The sequence below is a fragment of the Acidovorax sp. KNOB132 genome, from assembly GCF_057541515.1.
Map to the genome: position 1 here is coordinate 66,113 of NZ_BAAJYT010000003.1, position 19,877 is coordinate 85,989.

Consider the following 19,877-nt stretch of genomic DNA (forward strand, 5'->3'; position numbering starts at 1 on the left):
TCATGTTCAGTTACCGCCACGCCTTCCATGCGGGCAACCACGCCGATGTGCTCAAGCACACGGTGCTGATTGCCACTTTGCAACACCTTACGCAGAAAGACGCAGCGCTCACCGTGCTGGACACCCATGCCGGCGCCGGCCTGTTCCGCCTGGACGGCGACTACGCCGCCACGAGCGGAGAGGCGGGGGACGGCATCCTTCGCCTGGTACCGCCTGCCGTGCTCAAAGAGCCCCTGGCGCCCGCGCTGCAAGCCTATGTCGACATGGTCGGCGCCTTCAACCAGGGCAACGTGACGCGGGTCTATCCCGGCTCGCCCTTCATCACGCAGCGCCTGCTGCGCGACCGCGACAAGCTCAAGGTGTTCGAATTGCACCCGACCGACCTGCGCGCGCTGGCCGGCAATGTGGCCCAGCTGGAGGCCGGCCGCCAGGTGGCGGTGCTGCATGAGGACGGCTTCGAAGGCATCAAGAAATTCCTGCCCCCACCGGCCCGCCGCGCTCTCGTGCTGTGCGATCCCAGCTATGAAATCAAGAGCGATTACGGGCGCGTCCTGGACATGGCCGCAGACTCGCTCAAGCGCTTTGCGACAGGCACCTATGCCGTCTGGTACCCGATCATTCCCCGGCCCGAAGCCCATGACCTGCCACGGCGGCTCAAGACGCTGGCCACCAAGGCCGGCAAGTCGTGGCTGCATGCCACGCTCACCGTGAAATCGAGCAAGGTGACGGGCGCCGCGGACGGACAGGCCCGCCGCCCGGGGCTGCCGGCCAGCGGCATGTTCCTGATCAATCCGCCGTTCACGCTGAAAGCGGCGCTCAAGCCCGCACTGCCGCAGATGGCTGAGCTGCTGGCGCAGGACCACCACGCCTCGCACACGCTCGAGTCGGGCGGCTGAGCCCGCCCGCCTATTCGCCAGAGGCTGGCAGCGGGCTGGCCTGCGACAGGCCGGAAACCGAGGCATCAGGGCACTGCGCCGCGGCGTCTTCCGGCGCCTGGGAGACCACGACCGGCTTGGTGCCCAGCCCCAGCAATCCCAGCGCCCCGGCGGCGGCGCGGCTCACATCGATGATGCGGCCGGGCGAGTGGGGCCCGCGGTCGTTGATGCGCACCTGCACGGCGCGGCCGGTCACCAAGCTGCGCACGCACACGCGCGTGCCGAAGGGCAAGGTGCGGTGGGCAGCAGTGAATTCGTTCATGTCGAAGCGCTCCCCGCTGGCCGTGCGGCGGCGGTGGAACCGGGCCCCGTACCAGGAGGCCAAGCCTTCCTGCACGAACGCATCGGCGGCATCGCTCTCGGAGGACGCATCCGCGTCCGACGGTTTGGAGGGCGCCTCACCCGCGATGGCCGGCGGGGGCTTCACAGGGGCCGATGCGCGGGGCGGCTGGGCTGGCGCCGGCAGGGGAATCAATGGCTTTTGCGTCGCCGCAATGGTGTCGTCGCCAGGCGCAGGCGCCTTGACCGCGCAGGCCACCAGGGCGCACGACAGCAGCGCGCCAGACAACAGCGCACCGAGGCGGTGGGGCAGTTCAGCGCTGGCAGCGCGTTTCGTAGGCGTCTTCAAAACGCTTCAAGTCCTTTCTTTCGCCTTCGGTCAGGTCCGTGCGGGCCCGCTTGGCGGTGAGAATGCGGCGCGACTCCCGGCATTGCTCGGCGTGGCGCGTGGCCTCTTCGCGGGAGGCCTGGGCTGCCACGCGCAGTTGCTGCTCCTGCTCCTGCCGCTGCTTGCGCGCCTCGCTCTGCTCCCTGAAATAGCGGGAGGAAGCGTCGGATTCCTCGTCGTGGCAGTCGCGCTGGTACTCCCGGCGCATGCCAGCATAGGCGTCGGGCTGAATGCCGGAGGAGCCTCCGCGCAGCGTGTCGCTCAGGGAGCGGCAACGGGCGCTCATGTAGCGCTGGTACGCCGGCCCTTCGGGCACGGAGCGCACCGGGGGCTCATAGCGCCACGCCGGAGGTGGTGCGACAGGCCCCGTGGCCGCCACCGACGTCGTCGTGCCGGAGGGACAGGGGCGCGACATCGTGAAGCTGTTGCCCGCTGCATCCCGGCAGACGTACCGTGTCTGGGCCCACGACGGGGCAGACGCCACGCAGCACAGGGTGGCGACCAACAGGGGAGCGAAGGCGGACGTCATAGTGGGCAGAAAAACGAAGGGGCGATATTACCGGAGTGGCCGCCGGCGTCTAAAGGCCCAGCCGGCGGCAGATCTCCAGCGTGGCGGCGCTCTGGTTCATCGTGTAGAAGTGCAGGCCCGGCACGCCACGGTCGCGCAGTTGCTCGCACAAGCCGGTGACCACGTCCAGGCCGAAGGCCTTGATGCTGGCCGTGTCGTCGCCAAAACCCTGCAGCCGCATGCGGATCCACCGTGGGATTTCGGCGCCGCAGGCGTCGGAGAAACGCATGAGCTGCGTGGAGCCCAGGATGGGCATGATGCCCGGCACCACGGGCACATCCAGCCCCAGCCGCCGCGTGTCGTCCACGAAGCGGAAGTAGGCGTCGGCATTGAAGAAGTACTGCGTGATGGCCGAGTGCGCGCCGGCACGCACCTTGAGCGCGAAGGCCTGCAGATCGGCTTCGGGCGAACGGGCCTGGGGGTGCACTTCCGGGTAGGCGGCCACTTCCACGTGGAAGTCATCGCCCGTCTCCGCGCGGATGAAGGCCACCAGATCGCTGGCGTAGTGGAACTCGCCGCCCGCGCCGTAGCCGCTCGGCAGGTCGCCTCGCAGGGCCACCAGGCGCTTCACGCCCATGGCCTTTAGCGTGGCCAGCTGGCTGCGCACCGTCTCGCGCGTGGCGCCAATGCACGAGAAGTGCGAGGCCGCGCTCACGCCCTCCGCCAGAATCTCGCGCACGGTGGTGAAGGTGCCCTCCTGCGTCGAGCCGCCCGCACCGTAGGTGACGGAACAGAACTCGGGCCGCCGGGCATACAGCGCCTGCCGCACGGCACGCAGCTTTTCGGCCCCTTCGGGCGTCTTGGGGGGGAAAAATTCGAAACTGACGGGTAAGGGTGGATTGGAGGCAGTCATGCCGCCCTCCTTGCATGGACGAAGAATTCACGGTTGCCGTCGCCGCCATCGATGGAACTGTCCATCCAGGCGGCTACTGTCAGGCCCAGTTCCGCGCAGCAGCCGCGGATGCGCTGCTCGACCACGGCGTAGAGCGACACATCGCGCACGATGCCGCCCTTGCCCACCTGGCCGGGCTGCAGTTCGAACTGCGGCTTGACCAGCATGAGCAGGTCGCCGCCGGCCTTGAGCAGCGGCGCCACCGCCGGCAGGATGAGCGTGAGCGAGATGAACGACACATCGCCCGTCACCAGATCGAACACCGGGGTGATGTCCACCTGCTCCAGCCCTGCCCGGCGCCGGCGCACGGTGGGCAGGGCGCCCTCCGCGCGGGCCCGCGCCCGGGCAGAGCGCTCGGCCTTGAAGGCTTCGACGTCGTGTTCCTTGGCATCGTCGCTGTCGTCGTACTCGTCGTCGATCAGGCCGCCGTTGCGCATCCAGCCGTAGGGCGCTTCGGGCTGGGTCTCGTTGTCGTCGGGGTCTTGCTCGACCTGCTCGGACAAGGCGTCCTCGCAGGCGTCCTGCAACGATGCGGCCGTCAGGGACCGGGCGTTGACGCCTTCCACGGCCACCACGCGCGGATCCTGCCGCAGGCGGTCGTGCAGTTGGCTGTGGCCCACGTCCACGCCGATCACCTGGGCCGCGCCGCGCTGCAGCAGGCAGTCGGTAAAGCCCCCGGTGCTCTGGCCCACGTCCAGGCAGCGCCAGCCCGCCACGTCCAGGCCCGCGGACACGAGCGCGCCTTCCAGCTTGAGGCCGCCGCGCGAGAGGTAGCGCGCCTCGGACTGGTCGAGCAACTGCACTTCGGCGATGTCCGGAATCTCGTCACCGTTCTTGGCCACCTTGTGCCAGGGCAGGCTGGGTGCCAGCCGCCATTGCACGCCGGCCGCGATCAGGCGCTGCGCCTGCGACCGGGTCGCGGCGTGGCCCTTGTCCACCAGATACACGTCTGCGCGCATGCGCCCGTCCTTTTCAGAGTCAAAAAGGCCTCCAGCGCATATTCATCTAGCGCAGAAAGCTATTATTTTTATAGCAAAACAGGGGCAAACAGGCCGGAGTCACCGGCCGCCGCCCCGGGGCGCGAAGCCCCGCCCGATCAGTAGCGGTAGGTGTCGGGCTTGTAGGGGCCGCTCTTGCTCACGCCGATGTAGGCGGCCTGCGAGTCCGTCAGTTCGGTCAGCATGGCGCCGACCTTCTTCAGGTGCAGGCGCGCGACCTTCTCGTCCAGCAGCTTGGGCAGCACGTAGACCTTGCCGGCCTCGTAGGCATCGGGCTTGGTGAAGAGCTCGATCTGCGCGATGGTCTGGTTGGCGAACGACGACGACATCACGAAGCTCGGGTGGCCCGTGCCGCAGCCCAGGTTGACCAGGCGGCCCTTGGCCAGCAGGATGATCTTCTTGCCGTCCGGGAAGGTGATGTGGTCCACCTGGGGCTTGATCTCTTCCCATTCGTACTTCTCGATCGACGCGACGTCGATCTCGTTGTCGAAGTGGCCGATGTTGCAGACGATGGCCTGGTCCTTCATCTTCACCATGGTGTCGTGGGTGATGATGTCCTTGTTGCCCGTCGTCGTCACGAAGATGTCGGCCTTGTCGGCGGCGTAGTCCATGGTCACCACGCGATAGCCTTCCATGGCGGCCTGCAGGGCGTTGATGGGATCGATCTCGGTGACCCACACCTGGGCCGACAGCGCGCGCAGCGCCTGGGCGGAGCCCTTGCCCACGTCGCCGTAGCCGGCCACCACGGCGACCTTGCCGGCGATCATGACGTCGGTGGCGCGCTTGATGCCGTCCACCAGCGATTCGCGGCAGCCGTACAGGTTGTCGAACTTGGACTTGGTGACCGAGTCGTTCACGTTGATCGCGCGGAACAGCAGCGTGCCCTTGGCGGACATCTCGTTCAGGCGGTGCACGCCGGTGGTGGTTTCTTCCGTCACGCCGATAATCTCGGCCGACTTGCGGGTGTACCAGGTCGCGTCTTCCGACAGTTTCTTGCGGATGGCGGCGAACAGGATGCGCTCTTCCTCGCTGGCACCGTTGCCGGCGACCAGGGAGGCGTCCTTCTCGGCGCGCTGGCCCAGGTGCATCAGCAGCGTGGCATCGCCGCCGTCGTCCAGGATCATGTTGGGGCCTTCGCCCGCGCTGCCCTTAGGCGCAAAGTCGAAAATGCGGTGGGTGTAGTCCCAGTAGTCTTCCAGCGACTCGCCCTTGATGGCGAACACCGGCGTGCCCGTGGCGGCGATGGCGGCAGCGGCGTGGTCCTGGGTGGAGAAGATGTTGCACGAAGCCCAGCGCACGTCGGCACCCAGGGCTTTGAGCGTTTCGATCAGCACGGCAGTCTGGATCGTCATGTGCAGCGAGCCGGTGATGCGCGCGCCCTTGAGCGGCTGGCTGGCGGCGAACTCGTCGCGGATGGCCATCAGGCCGGGCATTTCGGTCTCGGCGATGCGGATTTCCTTGCGGCCCCATGCGGCAAGGGAAAGGTCGGCGATGGCCTGGTCGGCCTGGGGCTTGAGAACTGCGCTCATGGTTTTCTCCGGTAAAGAAGGTAAAAAACCACGCATCGGAGGGGAATGGCTCACTCACCGCACAAGAAGCGTGGGCGAGCGTCGTTGCAAAATGATGATCCGAGCCTCGCGTCCCTGCCGCACACCGGGCACCGGGGGTAAAGACGCTGCAACGCTCCTCGGAAAGCGGCGATTATAAGGACATCGGCTTTTATCAATTCCCATGCGCGGAGCTTGGCACCCTGCATAGCTGATAAGGGAATGGTTCTACAGCCCTCTTACAACACGCAACACGCCCCTTAGTGAGCCAGAAAAACCAGCGACCATGTCCATACAGCACCGGGGCAACCTGTTCGACCTACTGCGGATCTGCGCAGCGAGCGCGGTGATCTTCAGCCACCACTTTCACATCACGCACACTGCATCACCCTCCTGGCTGTATTCCGACATGGTCGGTGGCGTAGCGGTAATGAGTTTCTTCACAATCAGCGGCTATCTCGTCACGCTGAGCTGGTTGCGCCAGCCTCAGGTGCCCGCGTTTCTGCTCAAGCGATTTCTGCGGATCTGGCCCGGCCTGCTGATTGCCGTGCTCAGCAATGTCTTCTTGTTCGGGCTTTTCTTCACCTCTCTGCCGGCAGCGGAATTCCTGAACCATCCAGACACGATCAACTACTTTCGCAACGTGCTGTTGATCAAGGACTACCCCTACATGCCGGGCGTGTTCGAAAACAATCCGATCAAGCACCTGATGAACGGGCCCTTATGGACCATCTCCATGGAGAGCCTTTGCTACCTGGTGTTGGCAGGCGTGGGACTGGTGGGCGTTTTCAGGTCGCGCTGGCTCGCTGGCGTGGTCGGCCTAGCCTACATCGCTTTCTTTCTCACAGCCCGAAACTCGGATCTCGCCGGGGAAATGCAGCACTGGTTCGAATACCCTGCCTATTTCACCTATGGCGCGCTCATTGCCGTATTCAGGGACGAGTTCCATGCGCGCTCCGGCCGCCTGCTGCTTGTACTGGCGCCATTGGCAGCTGTGCTGTTCTTCGGATTCCATCTGGAGCATTCGGCGGGCCTTCTTTTGCTGCCGCCACTGCTGATCTTTCTAGGCTCGCTGAATGTGCCTGCGCTGGCTTTTTTTGCAGCGCGGCGGAGACCCGTCTTACGGCATCTACTTGTACAGCTGCCCGATTCAGCAATCGGTGCATGCGCTGTGGCCGCAACTTCCATTCACCCAGAGCCTGCTGCTGTCGGTGGCCCTGGCCTTCGTGGCCGGATATGCCTCCTGGCACATCGTGGAGTCCCCGGCGCTGCGGCTCAAGCGCTGGTTCCAGCGCATGCCCCTGGCACTCCAAACGGCCACGTAACCATGGCTATGCGCCGGACAGCCGCAGTCCGGCGCCGCCCAGCGATGGCCGGTTGCAGGGCCGACATTAGAATACGGCCACTTTTCCGCGGGCGCCCTCTGCGGCGGCGCGCCAGCGCGCCGACCCTGGCGCCCGTACTTCGGCCCACCGCTGCGCCGCGCCCTCACCAAAAAAACTCTGTGTCCTACGTCTCCGAAACACGGCGCCGCCGCACCTTCGCCATCATCTCCCACCCGGACGCGGGCAAGACCACGCTCACGGAAAAGCTGCTGCTGTTCTCGGGCGCGATCCAGATCGCCGGCGCCGTCAAGGGCCGCAAGGCCAGCCGCCACGCCACCAGCGACTGGATGGAGATCGAAAAGCAGCGCGGCATCTCGGTGGCCAGCTCGGTCATGCAGATGGCCTACCGCGACCACGTGGTGAACCTGCTGGACACGCCGGGCCACAAGGACTTCTCGGAAGACACCTACCGCGTGCTCACCGCCGTCGATTCGGCCTTGATGGTGATCGACGCGGCCAACGGCGTGGAGGCGCAGACGCGCCGCCTGATCGAGGTCTGCCGCCAGCGCGACACGCCCATCATCACCTTCGTGAACAAGATGGACCGCGAAGTGCGCGAACCGCTGGACATCCTGGACGAGGTCGAGCGCGAGCTGGGCATGCCTTGCGTGCCCATGACCTGGCCCGTGGGCCAGGGCAAGGGTTTCGGCGGCATCATCAACCTGCGCACGCAGGCCATGACGGTGTTCGAGTCGGGCAGCGAGCGCCGCCCGCAGGACTTCGAGACCATTCCCCTGTCGGACGCTGCCAACCTGCGCGCGCGTTTCGGCAGCGAATTCGACGCCGCCATCGAGAGCATGGAACTCGCCGTGGGCGCCTCGCCCACATGGGACCACGAGGCCTTCCTCGCCGGCAAGCAGACGCCGGTGTTCTTCGGCTCCGGCGTGAACAACTTTGGGGTCATGGAAGTGCTGGATGCGCTGGTGGACCTGGCCCCCTCGCCGCGCCCCCGCCTGAGCAGCCTGCAGGTGAACAAGCAGCCGGTCGAGAAAACCGTGCAGCCCGAAGACCAGAATTTCTCGGGCGTGGTGTTCAAGGTGCAGGCCAACATGGACGCCAACCACCGCGACCGCATCGCCTTCGTGCGCGTGGCCTCGGGCCGGTACACGCCGGGCATGAAGCTCAAGGTGCAGCGCACCGCCAAGGAACTGCGCCCCACCAGCGTGGTGACTTTCATGTCGCAACGCCGCGAGGCGGTGGAAGAGGCCTATGCCGGCGACATCATCGGCTTCACCACCCATGGCGGCGTGCAGCTGGGCGACACCATCACCGACGGCGCCAGCCTGCAGTTCACCGGCCTGCCGTTCTTCGCGCCCGAACTGTTCATGACGGTCATCCTGAAGAACCCGCTGCGCACCAAGCAGCTGCAGCAGGGCCTGGCCCAGCTCGGTGAGGAAGGCGCGATCCAGGTCTTCAAGCCCGACGCCGGCGGTGCCATGCTGCTGGGTGCGGTGGGCCAGTTGCAGTTCGAAGTGGTACAGCACCGCCTCAAGACCGAATACGACGCCGACGTGCGGCTGGAGGGCTGCCAGTACACCGGCGCCCGCTGGATCACCGCCGACAGCCCGGCCGACCTGCGGGCGTTCACCGACGCCTACCCGCTGCGGCTCGCGCACGACGCAGCAGACACGCTGGCCTACCTGTGCACCTCGCCCTACGACGTGCGCCTGGCCCAGGAGCGGTTTCCCAAGATCCATTTCCACCCGTTGCGCGAGCACGCCGGCCTGGCGCTGCAGGCCGCCGGTTGAGCGCAGACCATCGCCCGGCCGTGGGAGCGACGCTGCCATCTCCGTCCATTGCCCGCGCGGTCCGCGCCCCGCGGGATGGCTGGCGGGCAGCCACCCCGTTCCTGGTGATCTGGAGCGCCCTGATAGCGCTGTACGGCACCTGGCTGATGGCCTTCTGGCCCGGCATCCTGGGGGAGGACTCGGTCTCCATCCTGCTGGAGGTGGAGCGCGGAGGCGACTTCCGCTCCGGCAAGACCGTCTTCTGGTACTACTTCGTGCGCCTGTTCTATGAAGGCACGCGGCGGGTGGAAGTGCCCGTGGCAGTGCTGCTGTGCCTGTGCGCGCTGATCTTCGCCCGCATGCTCGCGTGGTACTGGCGGCAGGGCCTGAGAAAGAGCTTCGCGGTGGTGCTGGTGCTGGTGTGTCTGGCACCGCACATGGTTTACTTCATGGGCACGCTGTACCCGGACGGCATCTTCGCCGTGGCGTCCTGCGGCCTGCTGTTCGAGCTCTGGCTGGCGGCCCGCCAGCGCATGATGGGCGCGGCCTCGCTGGCCATGGTGGCCGTGGCGCTGCCCTTCGCGGCCTTCGCCCGGCCGAACGGCATCGTCTTTCTGCTGCCGGCGGTCGCCGTGCTGCTGGTGCTGGAGCACCGCAGCCGTTGGACGCTGGCGGCGGTCATCGGTGCGGTGTGCGCGGCGATGTTCGCGGGCCACCAGCTGCATCCGTCCAGGGCACAGGAAGCCGTCTATCCCATGGTGGTCTTCGAGACCGTGAACTTTCTCAAGCCCCGGGCCATGAACCGCCTGTGGGACCAGTATCCCCACATGAACGATCCCTGGGTGCTGGACCGGCCCAAGGTGTCGCCCGCCACGATCGAGATGCTCGGGCGCTACCGCCCCCTGCCGCAACTGCAGGCCTATGCCGACCCGGCGTACTGGGACATGCTCGTCTTCCATCCCGAAGGCCCGCAGATGCAAGGCCTGCCGCAGCCCGACCAGAAGGCCCTCGTGCGTGAATTCTTCACCTACAACCTCTGGCAGAACCTGCCCGACTTCATCGCCAGCCGGGTCAACGTCTTCCTGGCCGCCGCGCTCGCGCAGGGCGGCTTTCCCTCCGTGACCTACGCCACCTACGTGCTGCAGCGCACGCAGTCGGCGTCGGTCTTTCGCCAGTTCGACCTGCGCGGCGTGGAGCGCCGCTTCATCGCCCTGCAAAAGGCCAGCCATGCATGGCGGTGGCTGCTGTGGACCCCTTGGCTCGGCATGCTTTTGCTGGCGTGGGCCCTGTGCCGGGGCATCGCCCGGCGCGACCTGCCCCTGCTGATCGTGGCGTTGCCCATGGCCGTGCAGCTGGTGGCCATCTTCCTGCTGTCCACGGCGGGCGAATACCGTTACCTCCTGCCGTTTTTCACCCTGCCCCTGGCCCTGCTTCCCGCTTTCGCCTTGCGGCGCCCCACCCCGGCCCGCCCCGTGTCGGCATGACACGCCCCCTGCCTTCTCACCATGTCCCTTTTACTCACGTCCCTGACCCTGTTGTGCGTGCTCGGCATCTCGCTCGGGCAACTGTTGTTCAAGAAGGCGGCCATGATGCTGCCGGCCCAGCCGGTGCTGACCGACTGGATCTTCAACGGCTGGCTCATCGTCGCCCTGGCGCTCTACGGCGTGACCACGCTGCTGTGGATCTGGGTGCTGCGCAGCGCACCGCTGCACCTGGCCTATCCGTTCATGGGCTTGGCCTTCCTGATCGTGCCGGCGCTGGGGTGGCTGTTCCTCGATGAGCCGCTGCATCTGCAGACCTTCATCGGGGGGGCTCTGATCCTGGCAGGCATCGCCGTGGCGGGGAGGGCTTCGGCATGACGAAGCACACCATGAGCGTCGCCGTCGCCATCCCCTGCTACAAGGTCACCCAGCATGTGCTGGAGGTGATCCGCACGATTCCGGCCAGCGTGTCCCGCATCTACGCGGTGGACGACGCCTGCCCCGACGGCAGCGGCGCCTTCATCCAGCAGCACTGCACCGACCCGCGCGTGCAGGTGCTGTTCAACCCCGAGAACCAGGGCGTGGGCGGGGCCGTGGTCACGGCCTACCGCCAGGCCGTCGCGGACGGCATCGACATCGTGGTCAAGATCGACGGCGACGGCCAGATGAACCCCCGCCTGCTGCCGCTGTTCGTGCGCCCCATCCAGGACGGCCGGGCCGACTACACCAAGGGCAACCGCTTCTTCCGGCCCGAATCGGTGCGCGGCATGCCCGGGATGCGCCTGTTCGGCAATGCCGTGCTGTCGTTCATGACCAAGCTCAGCTGCGGCTACTGGTCCATCATGGACCCGACGAACGGCTACACCGCCATCCACACCAGCGTGCTGCGCGAGCTTCCGCTGGACAAGCTGGAGCGCCGCTATTTCTTCGAGACCGACATGCTGTTCCGCTTGAACACGCTGCGGGCGGTGGTGCGCGACGTGCCCATGGACGCCGTGTACGCGGACGAAGAATCGAACCTCAAGATCGGCAAGGTCCTGCCCGAATTCCTGAAAAAGCACGCCTCGCGCCTGGCCCGGCGCTACGTGTACAGCTACCTGGTGCGCGACTTCAACGTGGGCTCGATCTACAGCCTCTTCGGCATGCTTTTGCTGCTGGCCGGGGGCCTGTTCGGGGCGATGCACTGGATCAACAGCGCCTACGGCACCCATCCGGCCACGAGCGGCACCGTGATGCTGGCGGCGCTGCCGGTGCTCATCGGCATCCAGTTCCTGGTGGCGTTCCTGCACTACGACGTGGGCAGCGTGCCCACCGAGCCCCTGAGCACCTACCTGCACCCCGATGACCTGGAAGGCCTGAACGATATGGCCGGAAACACCACGCCATGATCCCCTTGCAAGCCCACGCCAACCACACCCTGGCGCCTTCCGAGCGCGCCACCCTCCACTGGATGCTCTGGGGCCTGATCGTACCCCTCATCTTCTACGCCGCCCGCACGGTGGAAGTGCTCACGCGGGTGGATATCCCATTCGACTCGGTGCATACCTACCTGCCGCTGGCGCGGCAACTGCTGGAAGACGCGGCCAAGCTGTTCAGCGACCCGGAGATCCTCAAAGTAGCGCCGGGTGCGGTCGTCTACATGGCGCTGTCAGGGGCGGACCCGATCGCCGTCAAGGCGGCGAATCTCGCGATCTCCCTCGTGGCGCTGGTGCTCACGTTCGATGCCGCACGCAAGATCGGCGGGCGCGTGGCCGCCGCCGCCGCGGCCTGGCTGTTCGTGCTGCCCCACATGCTGGTGGAGGCCGGGGCGGTGCTCATGGGCGAAGCGCCCTTCGTGTTCCTGGTTGCCGTGTGGCTCTGGGCTACCGCCTATGCGGTAGACACCACGGCCGGCACGCGCGCAGCGCGCTGGCGGATCGGCGCCGTGGTCCTGGCGGGCCTGGCCCTCGCTGCGGCCACCCTGACCCGCGGAACCTACATGTACTGGCTGCCGTTTGCCGTGGTGGCCTTCTTCGTTGCATCGCGCAAACTGCAAGGTGCGCCGCGCGGCGCGGCCATGCGCATTGCGGCGGTGCACCTGATCGCCCTGGGACTGGTGAGTGCTTACATGGTGCGCCAGAACGAGGAATTCGGCCGGCCCATGATCGCGACCGGTACCGGTGCGGCGCTGTACTTCGGCAGCAACCCGGTGCTGTCCGGCTACGAGCCGCCATATTTTGGATTGGTCCATGACGAATCGACCGTGACGGGCGGCCAGGGCCACCTCTCGATGGAAGGCGACCGCCGCTTGCTGGCCGTGGCCAAGACCATGCTGCGCGAAACGCCCTTCCCGGTGCTGGCGCAGATGTATGTGCAAAAGCTCGGGGCCGTGCTGTTCTTCAGCCGCGCGCACCTGGATCGCCATGTCATGAACGACCGCTCCTGGCGCGTGGTGCTCGTGCTGCTGGCCTGCCTGGGCGTCTGGGGCGCGCGGCGTCACCTGATGGGATGGATGCTCGCCGGCGCCGCCGCCTACCAGTGCGCGGTGCATGTGCCGGTGCTCTACAACCCGCGCTACAGCATCAGCGCGCTCGACATCCTGTTTGTGCTCCTGGCCGCCCAGGGCGTGGCCATGCTGTGGCGCCAGCCACGCCGGGGCGTGGCCCTGGGCAGCGCCCTGGCCGCCATCGTGGCGGGCGTGGCTCTGGGGGCCTATCACCTGCGCAACAGCGCGCCCCTGATGCCGAACCTGAGCCTGGGACACCCGGTGCTGCTTCAAAAGGCCGAGCCCGACACGATCCGGACCCATGGGTGGGACGGCGACCCCTTCGCCAGTGAGGCGGGCATGGAATCCGGAAAGGCCTTGATCGAGTGGCGTGCGAAGTCCTTCAGGATGGATGGCATTTCCATTCTCCGATTGCCCTTGGACAAACTGCAGGGGCAGTGCCAGCGCCTCTGGGTGGGCTATACCCGGCCCGATGGCGCGGCACGCTCCAGCCTCGTGCGCCTGGACGGCCTCAAGGCGGGGCAGGACATCACCTGGGGCACGATGCCCTTGCTGATTGCTGGGCCGCCAGGACGCATTACGATGGACTTCGAATGCAAGCCGGGTACGCGCATGCAGTTCGGCGAACTGGGCTTGTACGAAGCCAGCGAGGGGCGTTTCTACCTGGAGAAAGCGCTCAGCGCCCCCTGACACCTCCATCCCGCCACCGGGTTCTTTTGCGCGGCCAGCGATGGCCGTGCGGTTCTCTTGCCTCACGGATGCTCTGCCATGCGCTTTTTTTTACGCCCGCCGGGCTTTGGCGGCGGCTCTGTCCCTGCTGGGAGCCACGGCATACGCAGATACCGCTCCTGCCACGGCACGCGCTCCCTTCATCATCGCCCCGTCGATCGTCGGAACCATGGTGTGCGACGAAGCCGCCAGCGACCCCGGCATCAAAACCTACGATGCGGCCATCAACCTCTGCCATGAGCGCAGGCGCACTGGCGCTGCGGCCATCAATCGCCTGCTGGACACATTAGAGCCCGGTGGCCCTCGGGGGCAGGTGCAGATCGGCTTCACGGCCACGCTGCAGCTCCTGGCGCTTTACCGCCGGACTGCCACCGGTTGGGAGATCGACACAGCGCGGGTCGATGAATTCCTGCAGCTCGTGGCCGATGTGAAGCGTCCCGTCGTGCTGTACCTGGCCGGGGACCATTTCGACTCCGTAGGCCCATTGACCGACGAACTGGAGAAAGACCCGCGCAACCTCATGCAGCTGCCCGGCGGCCAGCCGCTGGAACTGGGCTATTTCGGCTACCGCATCGCGCCCTATACGCTGGAGACGGACGCCTCCATCCCGGTCAACCGCTACCGCTACGAGGCGCTGCGCTATGTGGCCCGGCGCATCAAGGCCCTGCCGCCCGAGCAACAGCAGCGCATCGTCGCCATCACCCTCGCAGGTGAATTACACCACCTGTTTCCGGATTTCGAACATGGCATGGGAGCGCACCAGAACATCCGCACCACCGACTACAGCCCGGCGTCCGTGGCTGGTTTTCGGGCCTACCTCGCCAAGCAGTACGGCAGCATCGCGGCACTCAACCGCCAGGCAGGCACGGCATATGCCGCGTTCAGCGCCGTTCCCGCCCCCTCGCGGGATGTGAGCCGCGAGCCAGCGAGCAGCTTGGCAGAGCACTACGACGCGTTTGCCGCCGGCACGCTGCCGCTCTCAGGCTGGCTGTGGGATCCCGAAGGACGCGTGACCAACCTGGACCTGTACCTGGACGCCCGCTACATCGGTCCAATCGCGCGCGGGTTCAATCGGCTGGACGTGTACCGGGCGCTGGACGCGGTCACCACGCCGAACGTGGGTTTTCGCACCGACGTGGACTTCAGCACCCTGCGCCCCGGCAAGCACATGGCACAGATCGTGGCGCGTGCGGGCACGGCACGCTACGAAGTGGCCAAAACCGAGTTCACGGTGATGGCCAGGGATCGCCGCGAGGCGCCGACCACCCGGCGTCCGCCCGAAGTGTTCGGCTTGAGAGCGGGCAGCGAACTGGCCGGCGTGCGCTCATGGCTCGACCTGCCCCAACCCCAGCAGGGCGTGCTGTTCAACCCGCTGGCGCGCGACTGGAACCGCTACCGCGAGCAGCAGGTGGCGGCGCAGTTGGGCGAGTTCTACCGCATCGCGCTGGGCGAAGGGTTGCCGGCCGACAAGCTGTACTCCCACCAGATCGTGCCCAACGTGAACTCCTCCTGGAACCCGCAGCTCTTCGCGGCGGACCAGACCCTGCACGGCTCGCTGCCCTGGAAGCACGGCATCAACCTGTATGGCGGCGCCACCGACAGCGACTGGGTGCGGGGGTTCCTGGCCGAACGCAAGATCGCCGACTACGGCGTGCCCGAATTCAATCCGCAGCAGTGGAAGCGCGACGGCGCCCACCTGGCGGCCATGCAGTCGCACTACGCCGGCGGCGCGCGGTTCATCAGCCCGTACTACTTTTCGGTGATTCCGAACCGGTTCAAGGGCAGCGCCGAAAACGGCGTGAACCGCATGGAGCTGGGCCCGGACAACACCAAGGACGGCTCCGACCGCTTCTACCGGGCCATCATCGAGTTCGCCAAGCGCTGAGACCGCGCTCGCAATCGCGCAGGCAAGTTTGCTGATTAGTTACATCGCGCAACGCATTCATGCACTTCGCCCGTCGAGATTCCCGTCCTTCCTGCCCATAATCCGCGCCGGTCACGCATGCCTTCGCGTGCAACCGATAAAAGAGGGGAGGAAAAAACATGGTCGATCTTTTGAAAGCGCCGCAGGAGGCTCTTGATGCAATGCTCGGGCGCAAGAACACGCCGCAATACGCCACACGGTTATTCCAGTTGCGGGACATCCCCTCCGTGATGCGCTCGCGTTTGGGATGGCCGGTGGCGGCGGCGTTGATGGAGCGGTGGTTCAACGGGGCGCCCCTTGCCATGCCACAGGAGATGAAGGAAAGCCGTCCGCCGCATCGGTTAATCCAATTGGGCGCCGAACGCCTGGATGAAAACACCGTCTCGATGGCATGGGCGCTGGGGTTTGCCCGTGTGCAGACCGCAATGGCCAGTTTACAAGCCAAATGGTCAAGCCCGGCAGGTATTGCCATGCTGAAACGACGAGTAGAAACGGAGAACAGAGGCCGCAATCATCAATGCTGGCGTTTCGGCAATTTGTCCCAGCCCGCCAAAATACTCGAAGACACCTGTCAGGTGAATTATCTGGCTTTAGGCCAATGGAGCGATCCCATGGATGACTTCTATGGCGCCATGGGCGAGGCGCAGATCAACGTGGCAGTTTCTGGAATGGTGACCCCTCAAGGTATGGGCAAAGCGACCATCGAAATCAATGAACTGGGCTTTTATCTGCGCGATGCCTACGATTTCAACGATGACAATTCTTTCATTTCCCAACCCCTGGGCTGTTGGGGCTTCAATGGCGTGGAATGCGGGGTTCGTACACAGTGGAGCGTGCCGCTCGAAGAAGTGCTGGTAAACGAATCTCCTGCTGCCGTTCAGGGCTACAAATACATCGTTCAGAACAAGGACTTTCGCGATTGGCGGGCCAAGCACCAAAGGGGAGGCGACTTCATGGTGTTGTCGGACGTACGCCGGGTGCGGCTGCCATTTCCGCAAAGAATTTCATGGTGAATGCGATGAAAAATGCGCCAAGGTACCGCCGGTGGGCAGGGTGGTCTGCCTTGATCGGAATGGGGGCGATCGCGGTTTGGTACGCATTCGCCCCGACGCTCAAAGGTGTTTACATCAGTCCTCGCCACGTCTATAGGGTTGAGTATTACGACGCTTCCCTCGTCCAGCGCCTCATCCACCCTGACTTCAAGATTCCCTCTTTCGTGCGCCTGTATCGGATCGCACCCGAAACGCTGCTGGGGGAAAGCGATGTGGTGGACCTCTGGATCAACGGACAGCTTTACTGGTGGCTGAATCCACCACTGAATGCCGTGCAGGTCGGGCGCGACATTGTTTTCGAAAATATCCCCCCGGAGTGCATCGACTGCCCACCGTTGCCCAGGTCGGCCGTCATGCCGTGAGCGCTCCACCTTTCACACTGCACCCAGCCATCCCACCGCAATGCTTTCCACCCTCCCCGCCACCCTTCAGCCGCTGGCCGCATGGCAGCCGCCCCCCACCCTCGCCGGGGTGTTCACCGACATCGACGACACCCTCACCACCGATGGCGCCATCACTGCCGATGCGCTGGCCGCCATCGCGGACCTGAAAGCGGCGGGCCTGCATGTGATCCCGATCACCGGGCGCCCCGTGGGCTGGAGCGAGCCCTTTGCGGCCGCGTGGCCCGTGGACGCCATCGTGGCGGAGAACGGCGCAGTGGCGCTGGTGGCGGAGCGGAACCAGAATGCCCTGGAGCGCAATGAAAACGCCGGCATCGTGCTATCGAAATGGTATCAACAGGATGCGCCGACGCGGGCGGCCAACCACGCGCGGATGCAGGCCGTGCTGGCGCAGATCGAGCGCGAGGTGCCGGGCGCACGCCGCGCCACCGATTCCGCCGGGCGCGAGTGCGACATCGCCATCGACCACAGCGAGTTCGTGCACCTGCCGCAGGCCGCCATCGACCAGGTGGTGGACCGCCTGCACGCGGCGGGCATGCATGCCACGGTGAGCAGCATCCACGTCAACGGCTGGTTCGGGGCGCACAACAAGCTGGAGGGTGCCCGCTGGATCGTGCGCGAGCGCCTGGGGCGCGACCTGGACGCCGAGATCGACCGATGGGTCTACGTGGGCGACTCCACCAACGACCAGCTGATGTTCGAGCGCTTCGCCCACAGCGTGGGCGTGGCGAACGTGGCGCGCTTCGTGCCGCAGCTGCGCCACCGACCGCGCTACGTCACCCGGGGCGAGCGCGGCGCGGGCTTTGCCGAGGTCGCGCAGGCCATTTTGGGTGCGATGGGCCGCATGACCTAGAAAATATTGCCCTTGTAGCTATTATTTTCATAGCAAATCGATCCATCGCAAGCGGCGCTCCATCCCGGTGCGCGGGGGATTACAGCGGCTTGCCCAGGCCCAGCTTTTCCACCAGTGCCTTCTCGCGCGTGAAGGTGTCCTGCGCGAACTGGCGGTAGCGCGCGCTGTCCATGTAGATCGGCACCATGTCGTAGCGCGCCAGCGCGGTGCGGTAGGACTCCTGGTCCATCGCCTGCTTGAACGCATCGTGCAGGCGCTTGACCACGTCCGGCGGCGTGCCCTTGGGCGCGCCGATGCCGAAGGGCGAGTTCTGCACCACGTCGATGCCCAGTTCCTTGAGCGTGGGGGCATCGGGGAATTTCGCCAGGCGCTCGGCGCCCCAGGTGTTCAGCACGCGCAGCTTGCCCGCCTCGACCTGCGGCGCGAAACCGGTGGAGTCGGCCGCGGCCATGATCTGCCCACCCAGGATGGACTGCATCAGGTCGGCGCTGCCCTTGTACGGAACGTGCAGCAGTTGCAGGCCCAGTTGCTGCGCGGCCAGTTCCATGGTGAGGTGCGGGCTGGTCAGCGTGCCGGTGGAGCCGTAGCTGAGTTTGCCGGGGTTGGCCCTGGCATAGGCCACGAAGTCCGCCCAGGTCTTGAACGGCGAGTCGGCCGGCACCACCACGCCGAAGGCGTAGCCCGTGACGTTCAGCACATAGGTGATGTCCTTGACCGGGTCCCAGTTGATCTTGGTGGTGTAGGGCATGCGGAACACGCCCAGCGGGATCTGCGCCACGGTGTAGCCGTCGGCCGCCGAGGACTGCAGCAGCTGCGCGGGCAGCGTGCCGCCGGCGCCGGGCTTGTTGTCCACGATGACCGGCTGGCCCAGCGCCTTGCCGGCGCTGTCGGCCAGCACGCGCATGGTGATGTCGGTGGGTCCGCCGGCCGGGAAGGCGATCACCAGCTTGATGGGCCGGGCGGGAAAGGATTGGGCACGGGCGGTGAGGGCGGGGGCGGCCAGGGCCGCGGCCCCGAGCTGCATGAGATGGCGGCGCTGCATGGTCGGTCGGTTCTCGCAAAGTAAGCAACCACCATTGCAGCGCAGGGCAGCCCCATCCCTGCAGGCCGGAAACCCTGAGGCCCTGTCGCGCACGCGTCATGCAAGGCTCCAAAGCACCGGTGCCGGGGCCCGGTGCGTTCGTCCTACATGGGGCGACGGGCGGAACCGACACGGCGGCGCGGGGTGCCCGCTTAACGTCACCCCCGGCGCACGCGACTTCCAGCGTGCCGCTTCCCAGCCCCAACCCCCGCACATCCGGCCGCAGGCCATGCCCGGGAACTGCCTATTCAAGAGGAATGGTCATGCCCAACCAACGCCACGCGCCTGTTTTCCTGGGGGTGCTTCTCGTCGTGATCGGCCTGGCCATCGGCGTCGGCGGGGTCTGGCTCATCGCCCTGGGCGGCTCGTGGTACTACCTGCCCGCGGGCCTGGCCACCCTGCTCGCCGGCTGGATGCTGGCCCAGCGCAACCCCGCCGCCCTGTGGGTCTATGCCGGGCTGGTGCTGGTGACGCTGCTGTGGTCGCTGTGGGAGGCCGGGCTGGACTGGTGGCCTCTTGCTGCACGGGGCGACGTGTTCTTCGTGCTGGGGCTGCTGCTGCTCACGCCCTGGGTGTCCCGCGGCCTGGTCTCGCCATCGCAGCGCGGCCCGCGCCGTGCGCTGGGCGTGACGCTGGCGGCCTTTCTGGCCGTGGCCGTGGCCTCGTGGTTCCATGACGCGCACGACGTGCCCGGCGCCTTCGCCGCGCATGCCGCCCCCACCCCCACCACGGCGGTGCCCGCCGCGGCTGGCAGCCCTGGCGACAACGGCGCCATCCCGCCCGGCGAATGGCATGCCTACGGCCGCACCGGCGAGGGCCAGCGCTACTCCCCGCTGGGCCAGATCACCCCCGACAACGTTCGCGGCCTGGAGGTCGCCTGGCAGTACCGCACCGGCGACGTGCGCGGCGAGCCCGGCGATCCGCAGGAGACGACCTTCGAGGTCACGCCGCTGAAGGTCGGCAACCGCCTGTACCTGTGCACCCCGCACCAGTCGGTCATTGCGCTCGACGCGACCACCGGCGCGCAGGTCTGGCGCTACGACACCCAGGTGCAGGGCAAAGGCGAACTGGCGCTGCAGCACCTGACCTGCCGCGGCCTGTCGTACCAGCCGCCCGAGCCGGCCACCGCCGGCGCCGCGGCCGTTCCGACGG

At 66.5% G+C, this 19,877-nt stretch carries 17 protein-coding genes, 2 pseudogenes and 1 riboswitch; of the genes and pseudogenes, 13 read left to right on the top strand and 6 right to left on the bottom strand.

Annotated features, from left to right (window positions below; all coding sequences use genetic code 11):
* Positions 1–2: 2 nt before the first annotated feature.
* The gene (locus AC27IO_RS01190; protein WP_272565115.1) at positions 3–896 is read left to right on the top strand and encodes a 23S rRNA (adenine(2030)-N(6))-methyltransferase RlmJ; all 894 of its coding nucleotides are present in this window, start codon (positions 3–5) and stop codon (positions 894–896) included.
* Between the two features lie 10 nt (positions 897–906).
* Here AC27IO_RS01190 and AC27IO_RS01195 read toward each other — a convergent pair whose 3' ends face one another.
* The 5 genes from AC27IO_RS01195 to ahcY all read right to left on the bottom strand — a co-directional run bounded on the left by AC27IO_RS01195 (position 907) and on the right by ahcY (position 5,589).
* Positions 907–1,563, bottom strand: coding sequence for a septal ring lytic transglycosylase RlpA family protein (locus AC27IO_RS01195; protein WP_487112171.1), 657 nt, complete (start codon positions 1,561–1,563; stop codon positions 907–909).
* Entirely contained in the window at positions 1,529–2,131 is a 603-nt protein-coding gene (locus AC27IO_RS01200; RefSeq protein WP_317353067.1) for a hypothetical protein, read from the bottom strand. The genes AC27IO_RS01195 and AC27IO_RS01200 overlap by 35 nt, the downstream gene beginning before the upstream one ends.
* A gap of 49 nt (positions 2,132–2,180) precedes the next feature.
* Positions 2,181–3,023, bottom strand: coding sequence for a methylenetetrahydrofolate reductase [NAD(P)H] (gene metF, locus AC27IO_RS01205; protein ID WP_487112169.1), 843 nt, complete (start codon positions 3,021–3,023; stop codon positions 2,181–2,183).
* Positions 3,020–4,021 carry a TlyA family RNA methyltransferase gene (locus AC27IO_RS01210; RefSeq protein WP_487112167.1) on the bottom strand — a complete coding sequence of 334 codons (1,002 nt, stop codon included), beginning with the start codon at positions 4,019–4,021 and terminating at the stop codon, positions 3,020–3,022. Before AC27IO_RS01210 ends, metF begins: the two co-directional genes overlap by 4 nt.
* 137 nt (positions 4,022–4,158) lie before the next feature.
* Complete coding sequence (ahcY, locus tag AC27IO_RS01215; protein WP_284413776.1) at positions 4,159–5,589, bottom strand: adenosylhomocysteinase; 1,431 nt, start codon at positions 5,587–5,589, stop codon at positions 4,159–4,161.
* Between the two features lie 69 nt (positions 5,590–5,658).
* Positions 5,659–5,755: riboswitch (S-adenosyl-L-homocysteine riboswitch) on the bottom strand.
* A gap of 138 nt (positions 5,756–5,893) precedes the next feature.
* On the opposite strand from ahcY, the pseudogene AC27IO_RS01220 reads away from it, so the two are divergent.
* The 11 genes and pseudogenes from AC27IO_RS01220 to AC27IO_RS01270 form a co-directional block, all read left to right on the top strand.
* A pseudogene (locus tag AC27IO_RS01220) lies at positions 5,894–6,625 on the top strand (acyltransferase family protein); the annotation flags it as partial.
* 115 nt (positions 6,626–6,740) lie between these two features.
* Positions 6,741–6,932, top strand: a complete 192-nt coding sequence (locus AC27IO_RS01225) for a hypothetical protein (RefSeq protein WP_498736850.1) — start codon at positions 6,741–6,743, stop codon at positions 6,930–6,932.
* Positions 6,933–7,111: 179 nt separating this feature from the next.
* A complete protein-coding gene (locus AC27IO_RS01230; protein WP_284429751.1) occupies positions 7,112–8,740 on the top strand; it encodes a peptide chain release factor 3 in 1,629 nt (542 codons plus the stop codon).
* Positions 8,737–10,203 carry a hypothetical protein gene (locus AC27IO_RS01235; protein ID WP_498736837.1) on the top strand — a complete coding sequence of 489 codons (1,467 nt, stop codon included), beginning with the start codon at positions 8,737–8,739 and terminating at the stop codon, positions 10,201–10,203. The genes AC27IO_RS01230 and AC27IO_RS01235 overlap by 4 nt, the downstream gene beginning before the upstream one ends.
* A gap of 21 nt (positions 10,204–10,224) precedes the next feature.
* Entirely contained in the window at positions 10,225–10,578 is a 354-nt protein-coding gene (locus AC27IO_RS01240; RefSeq protein WP_272565124.1) for a DMT family transporter, read from the top strand.
* Entirely contained in the window at positions 10,575–11,588 is a 1,014-nt protein-coding gene (locus tag AC27IO_RS01245) for a glycosyltransferase family 2 protein (protein ID WP_498736838.1), read from the top strand. Before AC27IO_RS01240 ends, AC27IO_RS01245 begins: the two co-directional genes overlap by 4 nt.
* A complete protein-coding gene (locus AC27IO_RS01250; protein ID WP_498736840.1) occupies positions 11,585–13,375 on the top strand; it encodes a hypothetical protein in 1,791 nt (596 codons plus the stop codon). Before AC27IO_RS01245 ends, AC27IO_RS01250 begins: the two co-directional genes overlap by 4 nt.
* A 106-nt stretch (positions 13,376–13,481) precedes the next feature.
* Positions 13,482–15,299: a hypothetical protein gene (locus AC27IO_RS01255; protein WP_498736841.1), complete on the top strand. Its 1,818-nt coding sequence runs from the start codon at positions 13,482–13,484 to the stop codon at positions 15,297–15,299.
* A gap of 158 nt (positions 15,300–15,457) precedes the next feature.
* The gene (locus tag AC27IO_RS01260) at positions 15,458–16,351 is read left to right on the top strand and encodes a DUF6402 family protein (protein WP_498736843.1); all 894 of its coding nucleotides are present in this window, start codon (positions 15,458–15,460) and stop codon (positions 16,349–16,351) included.
* Positions 16,345–16,752, top strand: coding sequence for a hypothetical protein (locus AC27IO_RS01265; RefSeq protein WP_442867332.1), 408 nt, complete (start codon positions 16,345–16,347; stop codon positions 16,750–16,752). Before AC27IO_RS01260 ends, AC27IO_RS01265 begins: the two co-directional genes overlap by 7 nt.
* Before the next feature lie 40 nt (positions 16,753–16,792).
* Positions 16,793–17,644 carry an HAD-IIB family hydrolase gene (locus AC27IO_RS01270; RefSeq protein ID WP_498736846.1) on the top strand — a complete coding sequence of 284 codons (852 nt, stop codon included), beginning with the start codon at positions 16,793–16,795 and terminating at the stop codon, positions 17,642–17,644.
* Positions 17,645–17,723: 79 nt separating this feature from the next.
* Here the strand turns inward: AC27IO_RS01270 and AC27IO_RS01275 are convergent, their stop codons facing one another.
* Positions 17,724–18,686 carry a tripartite tricarboxylate transporter substrate binding protein gene (locus tag AC27IO_RS01275; RefSeq protein WP_498736848.1) on the bottom strand — a complete coding sequence of 321 codons (963 nt, stop codon included), beginning with the start codon at positions 18,684–18,686 and terminating at the stop codon, positions 17,724–17,726.
* A gap of 302 nt (positions 18,687–18,988) precedes the next feature.
* On the opposite strand from AC27IO_RS01275, the pseudogene AC27IO_RS01280 reads away from it, so the two are divergent.
* Positions 18,989–19,877, top strand: a pseudogene (locus tag AC27IO_RS01280) (membrane-bound PQQ-dependent dehydrogenase, glucose/quinate/shikimate family); the annotation flags it as partial.

What these genes read in the sequence shown, in the direction of transcription:
- AC27IO_RS01190 (WP_272565115.1), top strand. Translation starts at nt 3, where the DNA reads ATGTTCAGTTACCGCCACGCCTTCCATGCGGGCAACCACGCCGATGTG.
- AC27IO_RS01200 (WP_317353067.1), bottom strand. Translation starts at nt 2,131, where the DNA reads ATGACGTCCGCCTTCGCTCCCCTGTTGGTCGCCACCCTGTGCTGCGTG.
- metF (WP_487112169.1), bottom strand. Translation starts at nt 3,023, where the DNA reads ATGACTGCCTCCAATCCACCCTTACCCGTCAGTTTCGAATTTTTCCCC.
- AC27IO_RS01210 (WP_487112167.1), bottom strand. Translation starts at nt 4,021, where the DNA reads ATGCGCGCAGACGTGTATCTGGTGGACAAGGGCCACGCCGCGACCCGG.
- ahcY (WP_284413776.1), bottom strand. Translation starts at nt 5,589, where the DNA reads ATGAGCGCAGTTCTCAAGCCCCAGGCCGACCAGGCCATCGCCGACCTT.
- AC27IO_RS01240 (WP_272565124.1), top strand. Translation starts at nt 10,225, where the DNA reads ATGTCCCTTTTACTCACGTCCCTGACCCTGTTGTGCGTGCTCGGCATC.
- AC27IO_RS01245 (WP_498736838.1), top strand. Translation starts at nt 10,575, where the DNA reads ATGACGAAGCACACCATGAGCGTCGCCGTCGCCATCCCCTGCTACAAG.
- AC27IO_RS01250 (WP_498736840.1), top strand. Translation starts at nt 11,585, where the DNA reads ATGATCCCCTTGCAAGCCCACGCCAACCACACCCTGGCGCCTTCCGAG.
- AC27IO_RS01260 (WP_498736843.1), top strand. Translation starts at nt 15,458, where the DNA reads ATGGTCGATCTTTTGAAAGCGCCGCAGGAGGCTCTTGATGCAATGCTC.
- AC27IO_RS01265 (WP_442867332.1), top strand. Translation starts at nt 16,345, where the DNA reads ATGGTGAATGCGATGAAAAATGCGCCAAGGTACCGCCGGTGGGCAGGG.
- AC27IO_RS01270 (WP_498736846.1), top strand. Translation starts at nt 16,793, where the DNA reads ATGCTTTCCACCCTCCCCGCCACCCTTCAGCCGCTGGCCGCATGGCAG.
- AC27IO_RS01275 (WP_498736848.1), bottom strand. Translation starts at nt 18,686, where the DNA reads ATGCAGCGCCGCCATCTCATGCAGCTCGGGGCCGCGGCCCTGGCCGCC.